Origin of the sequence: Microcoleus sp. K4-B3, from assembly GCF_036704615.1 — a bacterium.
Taxonomy (GTDB): domain Bacteria; phylum Cyanobacteriota; class Cyanobacteriia; order Cyanobacteriales; family Microcoleaceae; genus Microcoleus.
In genome coordinates this window covers 1-15,289 of sequence record NZ_JAUBSF010000023.1, presented here as the reverse complement: position 1 = coordinate 15,289, position 15,289 = coordinate 1, and the positions used below count along the sequence as shown (strand labels likewise).

Annotated in this window: 11 protein-coding genes; 1 reads left to right on the top strand and 10 read right to left on the bottom strand. The window is 47.5% G+C overall.

The annotated features are described in order from the left end of the window. Position 1: 1 nt before the first annotated feature. The 6 genes from QUA78_RS12890 to QUA78_RS12865 all read right to left on the bottom strand — a co-directional run bounded on the left by QUA78_RS12890 (position 2) and on the right by QUA78_RS12865 (position 9,819). Complete coding sequence (locus QUA78_RS12890) at positions 2-1,453, bottom strand: 7-cyano-7-deazaguanine synthase (RefSeq protein ID WP_333303715.1); 1,452 nt, start codon at positions 1,451-1,453, stop codon at positions 2-4. Then, a complete protein-coding gene (locus QUA78_RS12885; protein ID WP_333303716.1) occupies positions 1,450-2,079 on the bottom strand; it encodes a hypothetical protein in 630 nt (209 codons plus the stop codon). Before QUA78_RS12885 ends, QUA78_RS12890 begins: the two co-directional genes overlap by 4 nt. A gap of 366 nt (positions 2,080-2,445) precedes the next feature. Beyond that, positions 2,446-3,855 carry a ferredoxin:protochlorophyllide reductase (ATP-dependent) subunit N gene (locus tag QUA78_RS12880; RefSeq protein WP_199292772.1) on the bottom strand — a complete coding sequence of 470 codons (1,410 nt, stop codon included), beginning with the start codon at positions 3,853-3,855 and terminating at the stop codon, positions 2,446-2,448. A gap of 480 nt (positions 3,856-4,335) precedes the next feature. Next, the gene (locus tag QUA78_RS12875) at positions 4,336-5,823 is read right to left on the bottom strand and encodes a DUF5331 domain-containing protein (protein ID WP_333398840.1); all 1,488 of its coding nucleotides are present in this window, start codon (positions 5,821-5,823) and stop codon (positions 4,336-4,338) included. Between the two features lie 34 nt (positions 5,824-5,857). Beyond that, complete coding sequence (bchL, locus tag QUA78_RS12870; protein WP_172189973.1) at positions 5,858-6,724, bottom strand: ferredoxin:protochlorophyllide reductase (ATP-dependent) iron-sulfur ATP-binding protein; 867 nt, start codon at positions 6,722-6,724, stop codon at positions 5,858-5,860. 932 nt (positions 6,725-7,656) lie between these two features. Continuing rightward, entirely contained in the window at positions 7,657-9,819 is a 2,163-nt protein-coding gene (locus QUA78_RS12865) for a CBS domain-containing protein (RefSeq protein WP_333303718.1), read from the bottom strand. A gap of 149 nt (positions 9,820-9,968) precedes the next feature. Between QUA78_RS12865 and QUA78_RS12860 the strand changes: the two genes are divergently transcribed. Beyond that, on the top strand, positions 9,969-12,527 hold the full coding sequence (locus tag QUA78_RS12860; RefSeq protein WP_333303719.1) for a PhoD-like phosphatase: 2,559 nt from the start codon (positions 9,969-9,971) through the stop codon (positions 12,525-12,527). 144 nt (positions 12,528-12,671) lie between these two features. Here the strand turns inward: QUA78_RS12860 and QUA78_RS12855 are convergent, their stop codons facing one another. The 4 genes from QUA78_RS12855 to QUA78_RS12840 all read right to left on the bottom strand — a co-directional run bounded on the left by QUA78_RS12855 (position 12,672) and on the right by QUA78_RS12840 (position 14,563). Further along, a complete protein-coding gene (locus tag QUA78_RS12855; RefSeq protein WP_333303720.1) occupies positions 12,672-13,001 on the bottom strand; it encodes a XisI protein in 330 nt (109 codons plus the stop codon). Beyond that, positions 12,989-13,411 (bottom strand): element excision factor XisH family protein, encoded by a 423-nt coding sequence (locus QUA78_RS12850; protein WP_333303721.1) that lies wholly within the window; start codon positions 13,409-13,411, stop codon positions 12,989-12,991. The genes QUA78_RS12855 and QUA78_RS12850 overlap by 13 nt, the downstream gene beginning before the upstream one ends. A gap of 432 nt (positions 13,412-13,843) precedes the next feature. Further along, complete coding sequence (locus QUA78_RS12845) at positions 13,844-14,398, bottom strand: Uma2 family endonuclease (RefSeq protein ID WP_333303722.1); 555 nt, start codon at positions 14,396-14,398, stop codon at positions 13,844-13,846. A gap of 30 nt (positions 14,399-14,428) precedes the next feature. After that, positions 14,429-14,563, bottom strand: a complete 135-nt coding sequence (locus QUA78_RS12840; protein WP_333303723.1) for a hypothetical protein — start codon at positions 14,561-14,563, stop codon at positions 14,429-14,431. Positions 14,564-15,289: the final 726 nt, after the last annotated feature.

Below are 15,289 nucleotides of genomic sequence, written 5' to 3'. Positions count from 1 at the left end.
CTTACTGAACGTTGACTGCGTTTCTATTTGATACCTGCTGTTTGCCACCTTGATTTAATGGGCAAACCGCAATTTGGGATTTTACTGTATCCCATTCAGAAACATAGGTTCGATAAAGCTGAATTAGCTGGCCGCGCATATCGATGGGCAGTAGGCTTTCTGCCCCAGCGCTGCGATCGACGATATCATCCAGCACTGGAAACTCTCGTGTCAAAGCTTCCCACTGAAGATCCATTTCATCTGATACATCAAGCAAATTTCGGAGGGTCTTAACCTGCACAAGCATATGATCGAAATGCAAACTGGACTCCTTTGGCGGGTGGTTTCCGTGAAGCACTACATAGCGCGTTCGATCTTTTATATAGGTAGCAGCAAGCGCTTGTCGTCTTAAAAGACAAGAGGAACAGTAACCACACTGATGAATCGGCTGCAGGCGATGTGGGCTGTCGCATGACATAGTTAGCGGTGGCAAGTCGTTTCTCCCGTCTTCAGCCAATGCTTTGCACATTTTGGCTTTAGTCCAGAAGAGAAATGGATTTTTTACGCGGAACTCTTCTCCTAAAAGTTCTGAGACGACATCGCTCACCATAAGTAAAGTCAGCGGGTGAACAGAGCGAGAGTGATCCAGTCCCACAGCAGATGCGCGGTAAGGAAGGTTAATCGCCCCAATCCCATTCTCGTAAACACACAAAACCCGCTGACCCATGAGATATGCACACGCGGCACCAAGGAGCGTGTATACAACACCTCGCGCACGCGAACGCTTATTCTTAAGCTGCATACCGCTATCCTGGAAGCGGATTGGCACACGAAAGAGGGTGCAACGGCTGGGGAAGATAGACTGAACTGTCTGTGCAACTTTTCCCTGACGGTTATAGACTTGATCGCTGCTCCCTGTTCCGAACAACACGAAAGACTTTTCTGGATACGTCTGAAGACGAGTGTACAGACCTGCAAGGGCATCAAGTCCACCACTCCACAGCGCCACTTCACATCCTTTAGGTGCTATTGGAAGAGATTGGCGCTCAACGAGGCGTTCCGCTACGATTCGTTTCTGAAAGTGAAAAACCCACTCGCTCCCTGTTGCCCAGTCAAGAAGGTCTTTGAGCTTTGTCCGAAACGGTTCGTCACTCAGCAATTCAGGATTACGTACTGGGAGGCTCACTTTAAGGCGACGCGGTTTTCCACCCAGATGTTGGGGTGCAAGCCGATCGGAAGCATGGATTGCCACAGCGAGGTCAACGAGGTCAGCAATGATGGCTGGAAACTCGGCCTGAACCCGATACCCGAATGCCTCATCATCCACATTGATACCAACAGTTAGCTCTTTGCCCTGAGAGCGATCTATGAAGCGCACAGATCCATTACTGTTCGATACAGGTTCAAAATGCAGGGTATAATCGCTGGGATCGTTGTCGTAAAGGCTCTGCTCAATGGAAGGTTTGTATTTCATAGCAGATCCTCATCAAGGTCTATTTTTTTTACCTTCTTGCGTGAAGAGCGTCGCAAGTTTTTCACATCCTCATCCGCAACAGCTTTCTTTGCCCATTTCCTCATTTCGGGTAAGATATCGGGACGGATCGCCTCAACACGCTCCGTAACGGTCGCATTATCAACATCAGCATGGTGATTAGAACTCAGCGGAATGCGTTGCTCAAATTTCGCTTTGTATACTTCTTGAAAATACCGCTCCACAACCGCTTCTGACAAATTGCTAGCGTCTACTGTCCGGTTATAACGAATCTCATGTAGTATGCCCTTGCTAGCACGAAGGATTAGCTCCTTCACATAATGCGGAACAGTGGCTTGTCGTGCGACCCGCTCTAACTTCAGGTTCCAAGCCATCCAATCCACAGAGCTATTTGCACCAGTATTTTCGCTGGCTTTGTCCAAAATCTCCCCCATGTGCTTGGCCAACTTAACAGAAAGAACACCGTAGTTGTTCTTGATGTCCTGCAAAAACGCTTTCATCACAAACCAAGCGCATTCCTTGCGGTCAAGCTTTCCTTCACACAGCATCTGATAAGGCTTCTGGTATATTCTCGAAAGCTGACTGTGAACGAGATCTCCGTCGGGCATGGTCGAACCTCCAAGGCTCCGAGTTTGTTTCTACGATCAAGCTAGATAATTTTTCTGACAATGTCAAGCGTTAAGAGACTAAAATAAAAAAATGTCAGGATCTAGATTCGCCAAATTGGATGTAGCCCATACCTGGAGATGAGGAGGAGCATAAGTGCGAATTCGATCGCACACCTCATCCCCTACCTAGCAGCAACTTACGGACGATCGTACTATTTAACGAGCGAGTCGAGAAAATTGGCGTGACTAAAAAAAAAGACCTATGGCTGTTGCACTAGCTGTTGTGCATTAAAGGTCCAGTAATTTTCTACTAAAAAAACCCGGTTTCTCCAAGAAACCGGGTTTTTTATTCAACGCTAAAAACGATTAAACCTTCGCCTCATTCTTCACCAAATTACCCCAACCCAAATCCTTCAGCGAATTATTCCGGCGCAGCGGACGAGTCACCAACTCCAAAATATCCCGCGCATTACCAAAGCCGTGAATCTGAGCAAAAGTAAACTCAACAGACCACTTAGTATTAATTCCGCGCGCTTCCAAAGGATTAGCGTGAGCCATACCAGTAATCACCAAATCAATATTCTGCTCGTAAATCCGTTGAAGCTGATTGTAATTGTCTGGTTTTTCCACAATCCGAGGAGTAGGAACTCCCATCTCGTGACAAGTCTTTTCTAACAACGCCAACTCGGCCGCCTGATAGCGTTTGTCCATGTAAGGAATGCCAATTTCCGGGCAAGTCATGCCGCAGCGAATCAAGAAACGTGCTAAAGAAATCTCTAGCAAATTGTCGCCCATAAAGAAGACAGATTTACCGCGAATTATTTGCAGGTAATCTTCCAAACCAGCCCAAATTTGCGCTTCCCGTTCGTCCAAACCTTTGGGTTCAATGCCCAAAACAGAGCAAATCTTCTCAATCCAAGCGCGAGTTCCGTCAGGGCCGATCGGGAATGGCGCACCAATTAGCTTACACTTGCGACGGCGCATCAAGGTAGAAGCAGTGCGCGACAAGAAGGGATTCATGCCCGATACATAATAGCCTTCTTCCAATACTGGCAATTCAGTGTAGCGCTTGGAAGGAAGCCAACCGGAAACTTTGATTCCTTGCTTCTTCAATTCTAGAGTTAGCTGAGTGACAACCGGATCGGGCAAAGAACCGAAAAGTACCAGCGGTGTGTGCTTGACATATTCGGATTCATCTGCTGCAACTTCCTCTTTTTTCTTGCCGAAATTCAGCAGTTGAGAGATAGCATTGCGTTCTTGTTTCTGAGATTCCATCACCGGCGCTTTCTCAGGGCACTTAGCAGCCATCGCTGCTAAAACGGTATCTTCTCCTTGAGTAAAGGCGTAATCCAAGCCGTTAGCGCGGGCTGTGACGATGGGAATGCCAATTTCGGCTTCCAGCTTCGGTGCTAACCCTTCCAAGTCCATTTTGATGATTTCGGTGGTGCAAGTGCCGATCCAAACAATTACACTGGGGTTACGATCGCGCTTAATTTGCAAGCACAGCCGCTTCAACTCATCATAATCGTTTAACTGAGCGGAAATATCGCCCTCTTCCAACTCAGCCATCGCATAGCGAGGCTCAGCAAAAATCATCACGCCCATTGCGTTTTGCAAAAAATAGCCGCAAGTCTTAGTACCGATGACCAAGAAAAAGCTATCTTCAATTTTTTGATAAAGCCAAGCTACGCAGCTAATCGGACAAAAAGTGTGATAATTGCCTGTTTCGCATTCAAAGTTTAAAGCTTCCGGTTCATTAGTAGTAATAGCAGTCATATTTCAAATGTTCTCCCTTTAAATTGTTTTTAGTCTCGAACAGGACAGGCTCGCCTAGCGAGGAAATACCTGTATTTTGCGATCGCCTCGCTGCTCTCGCGGACGAGAGAAATAGGTTGTTTTTTCTATCTAACGCGAACAGGCGCAGCGACGAGAAAACACCTGTTTTGTGCGATCGGGCTGAAGCAGCGAACAATAATAGAAATACCTGGTTTTGGCGTAATTCCGCTGAAAAATAGATGCAGCCCACTCAATATTTCCGCAGCAGCCGCAGCATCCAAAATTTTTGCTAAAAAATTCTGCGCGAGGGCATATAATCCCTCACAGCAGGGATTTAGTGTTCTTCAACTCGCTAAGCCAAAAAGCCTTTTGGCAGTTGTGAGTTTGAGTTAATTAAAAAATTAACAGCTCGCAACTCACAACTCACAAATAGAGCGGGAAACTTCAAGACTAGGACAGACGCGGGCGATCGCAACAACCTCACTTAAAATCCGACAAAAAGCCCGAAATTTCTTCATCCTCATCGTCGGAATCCAAATCGCCGAGACCTAAAGCATCTAAATCATCTTCGTCAGGATCTCCGGTAGTTGCTTCCCCCAGATCGTCAAGTCCGAGATCGTCGAGGTCATCGTCATCAGATACAGAGAAATCGTCAATACCGTCTTCGTCCAAGTCGCCCAGATCCATGTCTAGGTCATCTGAGGTCGGTGTCCCAAACGGATCGGGTATTTCTTCCGCGACAAAATCTTCATCTTCTTCCCCAAACGGATCGGATATCCCCGCTTCGAAATCCCCAGAGGTCAAAGTCCCAAATTGTGAGGATTCTTCTTCATCGTCATCGCCGAGGTCGAGACCGCCCAAAGCCGAGGCTTCTTCTTCATCGTCATCGCCGAGGTCGAGACCGTCCAAAGCCGAGGCTTCTTCTTCATCGTCATCGCCGAGGTCGAGACCGCCCAAACCCAGGGCTTCTTCTTCCTCGTCGTCGCCGAGGTCGAAGTCAGATACGACATCTTCCTCGTCGTCGCCGAGGTCGAAGTCAGATACCGCGTCTTCCTCATCGTCACCCATATCGAAGTCAGATACCGCGTCTTCCTCATCGTCGCCGAGGTCGAGACCGTCCAAAGCCGAGGCTTCTTCCTCATCGTCGTCCATGTCGAAGTCGGAGACTGCTTCTTCCTCATCGTCGTCCATGTCGAAGTCGGAGACTGCTTCTTCCTCGTCATCGCCCAGGTCGAAGTCGGAGACTGCTTCTTCCTCAAACTCATCGAAGGATTCCTCGTCGGAGCTCAGTGCTGACGCAGCAGCAGCCAGACCGGCCGCTCCGGCGACTCCAGCGACTACTCCGGCTGCTGCTAAGCCCGCACCGCCTAATTTATTAGATTGAGCCGCTGCGGGTGCAGAAGTTGCTGTTTGAGGCGCTGCGGGTGCAGCAGTTGCTGTTTGAGGCGCTGCGGGTGCAGCAGTTGCTGTTTGAGTCGCTGCGGGTGCAGCAGTTGCTGTTTGAGGTGCTGCGGGTGCAGCAGTTGTTGTTTGAGGCGCTGCGGGTGCAGCAGTTGTTGTTTGAGGCGCTGCGGGTGCAGCAGTTGTTGTTTGAGTCGCTGCGGGTGCAGCAGTTGCTGTTTGAGTCGCTGCGGGTGCAGCAGTTGTTGGAGTTTGGCTGGCCGTTTGTTGCGCCGTACTTGAGGGCATACCCAGGGCGATGTCCGGGTCAAAATTTAGCCCCAACACTTCGATCAGGCTGTCTGCATCCGCCTTCAGTTTTGAGAAGGGCAGCATTAATTGCTGGAGTTCCGGCTCCAGGGCAGCCGCAATTCCCAGGATGAGGTAAGAAACAGGCCTTTTCCCGCCGTCGGGTGTGGCGACCGTGTTCTCAGCCGTCATGTGCAGGAGCAGCCAAGCCCGATTAACCTGGTAGTAGTCCAACCACTTCTGTTTGAGAGCAACTGAAAAAGTATCAAAAAAAGCCATAACCTCTTTATCCTCATCCTGATCGCTAGACCTATTAAACCATCATCAGGTCTAGCTCATCTTCCTCCTTCTTGACCACTGGTTGCACTGGATTTAGGTAAAAATCTGATAGGAGCGAGAATAATTCGCGATCGGGCGTGTCGTTGGGCACTACTCCTTCGGGCATTGCCAAAATTTGGTCGGCGATGTTGAGGTAGTAATCGCAGACGTAGTTGAGGGAAGGATCGCTCTCGGCCATCTCAAACAAGGTTTTGCCTTTGACGCGAGAAACGCGGATGTCTTCAATCAAGGGCAGCACTTCCAGCACCGGCATGGGTACAGAGTCAATGTACTTGTCGATCAAGTCGCGCTTTGAGGTGCGGTTGCCAATTAAACCGGCGAGCCGCAACGGGTGAGTGCGGGCTTTTTCGCGGACTGAGGCGGCGATGCGGTTGGCTGCAAATAAAGCGTCGAACCCGTTGTCGGTAACAATCATGCAGTAGTCGGCGTAGTTCAATGGGGCTGCAAAACCGCCGCACACTACGTCGCCGAGTACGTCGAACAGGATGATGTCGTATTCGTCGAAGGCATTTAGTTCTTTGAGCAGTTTGACTGTTTCGCCGACTACATAGCCGCCGCAGCCAGCTCCTGCGGGAGGGCCGCCTGCTTCTACGCAGTCAACGCCGCCATAGCCTTTGTAAATGACATCTTCGGGCCAAACGTCTTCGTAGTGATAGTCCTTTTCCTGAAGGGTGTCAATAATTGTCGGGATCAAGAAGCCAGTGAGGGTAAATGTGCTGTCGTGCTTTGGATCGCAACCGATTTGCAAAACTTTTTTGCCGCGCTTGGCTAGGGCAACGGAGATGTTGCAGCTTGTTGTCGATTTGCCAATGCCACCTTTTCCGTAAACTGCGAGTTTCACTCTTTGTTCTCCTATAGGTTTCTATCAAAACTATGAGGGCTGGGGTTTGATGCTTTTTTTAGATCGCCCAACTGCAATTGCCCAATTGCACTAGCCGGCGTTGCAGTAGCCCAACTGCAATGCCCTTACTGTCAGTCGATTTGAGATTTCAGATTTTAGATTGACTCCACAGATGAATCTGGGCTTTCTCCCTAATGTCTAAAATTTTTCGCTCTCGACGACTTTTGTTTGGGGCTTGTATCCGTCTTTGGGTTAGGCCAATTTTGGAGCCTGCCCTAAGTCACCTCGTTGAAAGCATTATTAGCTAACTTGCGATGAAAAGAAAGGGGGCGTCTAAATGAAAATGCTAGTAAATTTGTTTATTTTGCACTTGTGGGAATCTTAACTGGTTTTTTGAACTAAAAATCTATTTTTATAATCTTTTTAGATTTTTAATTAATTTTAGGATACTTTTTTAATATAAAGAGGTACAAAAATAAAACAAAAATAAAACAAAAATTAACTTCTCAAACAATCTGGGCTTTTGGCTTTGGGGCTAGGATACAGGCAGTTGATGGCTTGTGCGGGTAACTTGAACGGGCACAAAGGCGCTAGTGGATGAGGTAAACGGGAGAGTGAGTTGGGCCCAGTTGGGTCAGGAGAGGGCAAAGTGATGTTAGCTTTCGGCTGTTGCGGGTGATTTTGCTGGGGTTTTGAGTGTTGTGTAAAAAATTGTGAATTTTTAGGAATTGGCGGGAGATTGGGAGATTGGGGGAGGGGAAGAGGAGGAGAGTGGGACTGTGGGACTGTGGGACTGTGGGAGAATATTATTTTTTCCCAATGACTACTGATACCAGTTTAAAAAAAGAATGCAACTGTAGGCCCGCGATCCAAACCACGAGCTTCATAAGTCATTTCCAATTCTTCAATTCTTCAATTCTTCAATCCTATGACTAATGACAACTGACGATCGGAATCTCGATCGCAAACTCAGTGCCCCGTCCAGCTTCCGAAACGCAATCGAGCCGCCCCCCGTGCTGTTCCACAACTAAATGGTAAGAAATCGACAGTCCCAACCCAGTGCCCTTGCCTACTGGTTTGGTAGTAAAAAACGGGTCAAATAATTGGCGACGAATCTCCTCCGGTATGCCCCGCCCGTTGTCGGAAATGCGGATCGCCACAAAATCGCCGCCAACAACTTCAGTGCGAATTGTAATAGTGGGAAAAATCACTGGAGAACTAGGATTTGACGGGGGTAAATTTTTCCCATCTCTCCTCGCCCATTCCGCTTTCTGGATTTCTTCATCCAAAACATCAATAGCATTGCCGATAATATTCATGAACACCTGATTGATCTGACCGCCACAGCACTCGATCAAGGGCAAATTACCGTATTCTTTAATAATGTCAATAGCTGGATGTGCGCCGTGAGCTTTGAGCCGATGCTGCAAAATCAACAAAGTGCTGTCGATTCCCTCGTGAATGTCAACGAGCTTGATGTTAGATTGATCCGATCGCGAAAAATTGCGCATTGACACAACTATTTGGCGGATGCGCTCGGTTCCTACTTGCATAGAAGACATAATCTTAGATAAGTCTTCTACCAAAAAATCGACTTCCATCTTTGCTGCTGCTTCCCGAATTTCCGAGACTGGTTCGGGATAGTGCTGCTGGTAAAGTTCCAACAGTTGGAACAATTCTTTGATGTAGTGGCTGGCGTGGGAAAGGTTGCCGTAGATAAAATTAACAGGATTGTTAATTTCGTGAGCGATACCGGCAATCATTTGTCCCAAAGAAGACATTTTTTCGGTTTGCACTAATTGAGTTTGAGTTTGCTGCAACTTTCGTACAGTTTGCTCTAATTGCTGCGCTTGATTTTTCAAGCAAGCTTGCTTTCGCCGCAGCACTTCTTCTACTCGCTGGCGCTTGATAATATCCCGTCTCAACAATTCATTCGATTCTAAAAGTTGAGCGGTGCGTTCTTCAACTTGTTTTTTTAAGTCGTCGTGAGCTTGGCGCAGGGCTTCTTGGGCCCGCTGCCGCTCTAAAATTTCTTGCTGCAAAAGTTCGTTGGCTTTCTGCAATTGGGTGGCTCTATTGTCCACTGCTTGCTGCAAAAGCTCGATCGTCCCGTACATTTCTGATTGGTTAAAAACTTGCGGCAAACTTGTCTGAGAAACAACGCCCAAAAGTTCTCCCTGGCTGCCAACTACTACCAAACGGCGGACGCAGTGCCGCTGCATGGACTGGTGGGCACTCCAGAGGGAATCGGCGGGAGATATGCAAAATAAAGGCGCACTCATGGCCTCAGTTGCCGATATTTGAGAGAGGTTTAATTCCAGGGCGTGAAACTGCACGATATCGCGCTCGGTGACAATGCCGAGCGGAATTTGGTAATTTTGTGTTGGTACGATCGCCAGCTCGGGATGCTGAATTTGCTCTTGGACAATGACGACGCAACTAACTCGATGCTTGACCATTAGCTGGGCTAAATCGAGGGCTGAGGCAGTTGTTGGGGCCGAAATGACTTGGTGTGTCATGACATCTGCCGCACAGCGCAAATTGGTTAGCAAGTTAACCGGTTGCAGGGCTTCGTGGATGGCTTCGCGGGTGATGATGCCGAGAAGTCGCGAGTCCTCATCGACTACGGGCAAATGCCGGATCTGGTGCTGGCGCAACGTGAAGATAGCTGTGAAAATATCTTGAGACTCGGATTGTTTGAGGGTAATAGGCGATCGAGTCATTACGTCAGCAATTGTCAGTCCGACTGTACAAGCTGCGACGGTAGTTAGCTTGACGATATCCCGTTCTGTAAAAATGCCGATCGGTCGATTATCTTCGACGACTAAGACGCAACTGCGCTTGGCTGCGCCAGCAACAGCGTTTTGTTTTTCGCCACAAAGCTGACAGGAGACGCGCATCGGGTTCATGAGAGCCAACACCTGGGCGATCGGGGTTTCTGGAGGCACCGTGAGGGGGTAGCGGTCGATCGCCCGATCTAAAGGTGACGAGTAGAGCGGCTGGCTGTTGGGCCGTCCGGCGGGTTCTGATGATTTAATTGCTAGCGGCTGCGGGGCTGAATCTAGGAAATGCTGTAATTGTTCTTCTTGTAGCATGGTGGATTATTAATTTTACTTAATGAATTGTTACAATTTTGCAGACTGGGGTTGGCAAACTTAGCATTAATTAAGCGGATTACAGATGCTCGATCGCCTAAAATCTGATTGCTAGAACACCCTTATTTAATTTTTATTTTTTAAATTCTATGTCGTGGACTCCCTTAAGTCATCGAATTCATCACTTGCCGCCGATCCTTGCGGGCCCGATTTTGCGCCGGACTGAAACTCAGGCCGTGACAGTTTGGCTGGCTCTGAAAGCACCACGCCAAGTCGAACTCAAGGTTTATTCGACAGAGGGCGGAACCGGCGAAATAGTCGATCGGCCATTGCTCCAAGGTGCGAACTCTACCGTGCAGCTCGGCAAATACCTGCACGTAGTGGCGGTGACTGCTAAACCGATCGACGGCAACGTCTTGACATCTGGGCAAATTTATGCTTATGACATCGAGTTTGGTGGGAGTCGCGAGTCGCCGTCGGGGGTTGCAGTCCCAGAAAATGAGAAAGAAAATCTCATTTCTTGCCTGTGGCCGGCGTCCCCTGATTTGTCGGCTTTGGGACCGGAGACGATCAGTTATTTCGCTCACCAGTTGCCGACTTTTGCCCTGCCGCCGAAGGATTTAAACTATTTGCGTATCGTTCACGGTTCTTGTCGCAAGCCCCACGGAGACGGCAGAGATGCGCTGCCAATCTTGGATAATTCGATCGAACAGTTTGCAAGTACGGCAAATAGCAGGCCCCACCAACTGTTTTTAACGGGCGACCAAATTTACGGCGACGACGTTGCCGATGCGATGCTGTGGGCCTTGACTGATGCTGGCGATACCCTGTTGGGCTGGGAAGAGAGTCTACCCCTGATGGATGATGCCCAAATTAAAAAGAATTTGTGTATCAGTATACCTAAAAATGCGGAAAACGAAAATGCAGTTGGTCAAGAGAGGGAAATTTTTAGAGAGTCACCTATTCAGAAACCGTCTGATGCTAAGTATGAGTCCAAAAAACCAATTGAGTTACAGCCGGGGACTCGCAGCGATATTGCCAGAGATTTTGGCGGCTTTACGGCGATGTTGGTGAATAAACCCAACAATGCTAAAAGTCACTTGTTTAGCTTGGGCGAATATTATGCGATGTATTTGTTAGTTTGGTCGCCGGTACTTTGGTGCGAGCGTTTTCCGAAGGGTAAGGATATTTGTCCAAATTCTAAGCAGGCAAAAGTCTGGGATAGAGAAGTTGTTGAACTTGACGGTTTTGCTCGCAATTTGTGGAGGGTGAGGAGGGCGCTAGCGAATATTCCTAGTTATATGATTTGCGATGACCATGATGTTAGTGACGATTTGTATTTGAATCGAGAATGGTGTTACCGGGTGCTGGGGAAGCCGCTCGGCCGGCGGGTGGTGCAGAATGCTTTGCTGGCTTACGCTGTGTTTCAGGCTTGGGGGAATACGCCCGCACAGTTCGATCGCGAAAAACCGGGAGATAAATTATTAACAACTGCTGAAAAATGGTCTAATTCGGGGGGGACTGATGTTTCTGCTTGGGAGGAAGCGGCTTCGTATTTGGGAATTCCAGCGCTAGATCCAAAAACTCATTTGCCTAAGTTGAAATTAGATGAAGATGTTTTTATTTTGGATCGGGATGGCGAGGGTGTAAGTGAGGTTTTGAATTGGCATTTTACTGTGAGAAGTTTTAAGCACGAGGTGATTGTGCTGGATACGCGGAGTTGGCGGGGGTATCCGGTGAAAAGCGCGATCGATCCGCCGATGCTTTTGACTCACAAAGGTTTTGAGGAGCAAATTCAGAAACCTTTGAAGGAGACTGAGTTGCTGAATAAAACTGGGGAGTTTGAGATTGAGGCGACGCTGGTAGTGGTGCCGACAAATTTGGTGGGTTTGTGGATTATTGATGTGGTGCAAAAGTGGGATGTGGAACAGGGGAAGGTTTTTAATAGTGATGCGGGGGATGCGTGGAATTTTCATGAGTTGGCTTTTGTGAAGCTGTTGTCGGAATTGTTTAAACAGCGCGATCGGGTGATTCTGTTGACGGGGGATATTCACTATGCTGCTGCTGTGCGACTGAGTTATTGGTCTGATTGTCATTTTGGCGATTCTCGATCGAATATTGAGCCTTTAAAGGGGGCGAATTATCAATCAAATTGTCAATATTCTGTGTTGGCGCAGTTGACTGCTAGTGCTTTTATCAATGAGGAGTGGAAAACGCATTTAATTCATACTAAGATTAAGTCGCTGTTTCCTGAGCGATCGCACGAATGTTTGGGATGGAATGAGCCGCTGGAACTAATAAAAATTCCGATGGGTGGCAGAAAGAAGGCTGTGGCGGCTGCTGTCAGGAATAGACAATCTCTGCCTGATTGGGGCTATCGGATTGACTGGATTAAACGACAAAAAGCTCGGATGTTTTTGCAGCTAGAAAAGGGAACTGCGTCAAATAGATCGCATACAGATAAACGATTGTCACTGCTGCGTAGGTTGTGGAATTTTATATCGCTGTTGTGGCGCAATCGCTGGCTGCAAGAGGGTGATGAGATTGTGGGATATAGCAATATTGCGATCGTCAGTTTTCAGTGGCCCGCTGAGGGTGATGGGGAGAAGGCGGTGATGCAAAATGTTTATTGGCGGCCGCTTTGGGCATCGGATAGTGTGGTTTACAGTCAATATTTCGTGCCGCTGGGATTGAATGAGGATGATTAGATTCCCGGCGGTTAGAAATGGAGTCTACACAGACAAAACCCGACGAAAGCGGGTTGAAGAATTCATCGAATCGGGCGGTTGAAACCCGGCGGTTAGAAACCGCGTCTACACAAACAAAAGCCGCAAGGCAAGGGTGGAAGAATTTTAACTAACAGCGTATTCTGTAAACTTTCTCGTAAAAGCCGACTTAAAAGCAAGTACGATATCAGTTTTTGGCACTCCGAGTTCCACTAATTCTTCAGCTATTCCTGTATCTGTCCTATCCTGCTGAATCCAGATTGTATCATCTTTGATTTCAATGTGAACTGAAACGCCGTAGACTCTTAATTGGTCGTTCCAGCCTGCGAGAATAACCAGGTAATTACCGCTTTCACGATCGCGAATAATTTTAACTTCTGTTCCTTCTCGTACAACCATGTCTGAGAAGTTGTTGAGAATTTTCTCGATCGCTTCAGTATAGTTTAATTTCTCCACAAGACAATTTCCTCCGAGTCGGGACGAAAAATAATTAGCTTGATATCGTATTCTTCCACACGTCCTTGAATGAATTTTAATCTAAATAATTCATCGTAGGTTTCTAAAGGAACTGCTAAATACACGATAAAATCTGGCATAATATCTCTCAATGCCGATCGACAGTTGAGAAATTGACCGAGGGCTGCATGAAACTGGTAGAAATCCGATTGCTCTCGAAAGCTCTTGACTTCCACAGCTATTTTGCGACCTGCTTTTTCTGCACTGATTAACTTTTCGGCGGTCAAATCGATAAACATTGCTAAACCTTCGTCATCGACTTGCACCCGAAAGTTTTCACGGATAACTATCCATCCGTCTTTTTGTAAGGCAGCTTTGACAGTATCGTGAAAAACATCTTTAGCAGGCATTTAGAAACTCCGTTGCTCTAACTCTTTATTGTATACCAATTATTCAAATTCGATCGCCCATCAACCCAAAAATCCGGCGGTTGAAACCCAAAAAACCCGATCGCCCATCCACCCAAAAACCCGGCGGTTGAAACCCAAAAAACCCCGGCGGTTGAAACCGCGGCTACAAAAACAAAACCCGCCTTCGCGGGTTGAAGATTGGGTTATTTCTTAGTCCGCGGAGGCGGACATCGTTTGTATAGACGCGGTTTCCAACCGCCGAGGATTTCAAATTAGATCGCACATCCACAAAAAACCCGATCGCCCATCAACCCAAAAATCCGATCGCCGATTTCCCAAAAAGTCGATCGCACGGAGAAGATACGGCGAAGATACGGCGGTTGAAACCGCGTCTACACGAGATTTTACCCGGATGGTGCGCGGGTTGAAGGCCTAATCCTCTAATAATCGATCGATCGAAACTGCAACATCGGGAAATGCTAGCGGATTGATATTACCCTGAGTTAGAGTTTCTCTGAATTGATAGCCGTCATTTGTAGGCGAGCGAAATACTATCAATTCCATTGTTCGCAAATTGATGACCCAATACTCAGAAATGCCCGCTTGGGCGTAAATTTTGGTTTTAATTTCCAAGTCTTTACTGAGAGTAGAGTTTGAGTATTCAATCAGCCAAAAAATGTTTTCTGGATAGGGGTGATGTTCTCGGTAATCTCGTCCCAGACGTTGAACGACAGCGATATCGGGTTGTGGCTCAGAGTTGCTCGACGATAAGGTAATTGGCTTACCTTGGCGGACTTTTGCCCGATCGCCCAGCAAGTAAATCAGGTACTCTCCACCCTCATCGCTAGAGTAAGCATGGGATTCTCCTTCGGGAGCCATTTCGATGATTTCTCCACCGATTAATTCAACGTTTCGCCCTTCCAAAATACGGGCGGCAATCATCTGGTGGTAGTCTTCAACTGTCCATTTTACAGTCGTGACGCTCACGGTGATTATTCCTATTATTTTATTCTCATTTTAGACTGCTTTTGCCGTTTGCGATCGCCCGTTTCCCGAAAAGTCGATCGCCCAATCAACCCATAAACCCAAAAATCCGATCGCCCCAATCAACACAAAAACCCGATCGCCCATCCACCAAAAACTCGATCGCACATAAACTCAAAAACCAGATCGCACATTTCTCTCAAATTCGATCGCCCTGAAACCGACTGAAAATTTGTCTGCTTTGTGACATAGCCCGCCGGGGGTTGAAACCCCCGTCTCATAGCTAAAGTCGGTTGAAACCGACTGAAAATTTGCATGAAACCGATACACATCAACTAACTCTTCAGTCCTCTTTCAGAGGACTTTCGCTATGAGACAGGGGTTTCAACCCCTGGCGGACTCGGCGACGAACCAACTAGCCCCTGGCGCGGACTAACTAACGGACTAACAAATCAAATTCGATCGCCCATCCACAAAAAACCCGATCGCCCTTAAACCAACTCTACATCACAGTAACTGGAAATGGGCCCATCACGTAATCCACCATCAAGACCAAAATTTGTGAAATTTCCAATGGAGTTTACCTGACGACTACCACTTCTAGCTGTAACACTCACAAATTGACTTGATGTAATACAGTCCCCAAAAGCGTTTGGTTTGTTTCGTATCCCAAAACTTATCGTGCCACTGGAAGAGGAAACGGGAATGATTTTAGTTTGTTTTCCACTTCTTGTATTAAGTTCTACGAGAAAATTGTCTATGTCGTTTATGGGATCGCAGTATGTCAGTGTGTATTGTGCCGTTTGTCCATAGGGGATGGGAGTATGTCACTTTTGTAGTGAGTAATTATACTCAGGCAGCTTGTCTCTGATTTCCAATTAACCCGTTCAAGTA

Coding starts and splice junctions, on each gene's coding strand:
- QUA78_RS12890 (WP_333303715.1), bottom strand. CDS start 1,453: ATGAAATACAAACCTTCCATTGAGCAGAGCCTTTACGACAACGATCCC.
- QUA78_RS12885 (WP_333303716.1), bottom strand. CDS start 2,079: ATGCCCGACGGAGATCTCGTTCACAGTCAGCTTTCGAGAATATACCAG.
- QUA78_RS12880 (WP_199292772.1), bottom strand. CDS start 3,855: ATGACTGCTATTACTACTAATGAACCGGAAGCTTTAAACTTTGAATGC.
- QUA78_RS12875 (WP_333398840.1), bottom strand. CDS start 5,823: ATGGCTTTTTTTGATACTTTTTCAGTTGCTCTCAAACAGAAGTGGTTG.
- QUA78_RS12865 (WP_333303718.1), bottom strand. CDS start 9,819: ATGCTACAAGAAGAACAATTACAGCATTTCCTAGATTCAGCCCCGCAG.
- QUA78_RS12860 (WP_333303719.1), top strand. CDS start 9,969: ATGTCGTGGACTCCCTTAAGTCATCGAATTCATCACTTGCCGCCGATC.
- QUA78_RS12850 (WP_333303721.1), bottom strand. CDS start 13,411: ATGCCTGCTAAAGATGTTTTTCACGATACTGTCAAAGCTGCCTTACAA.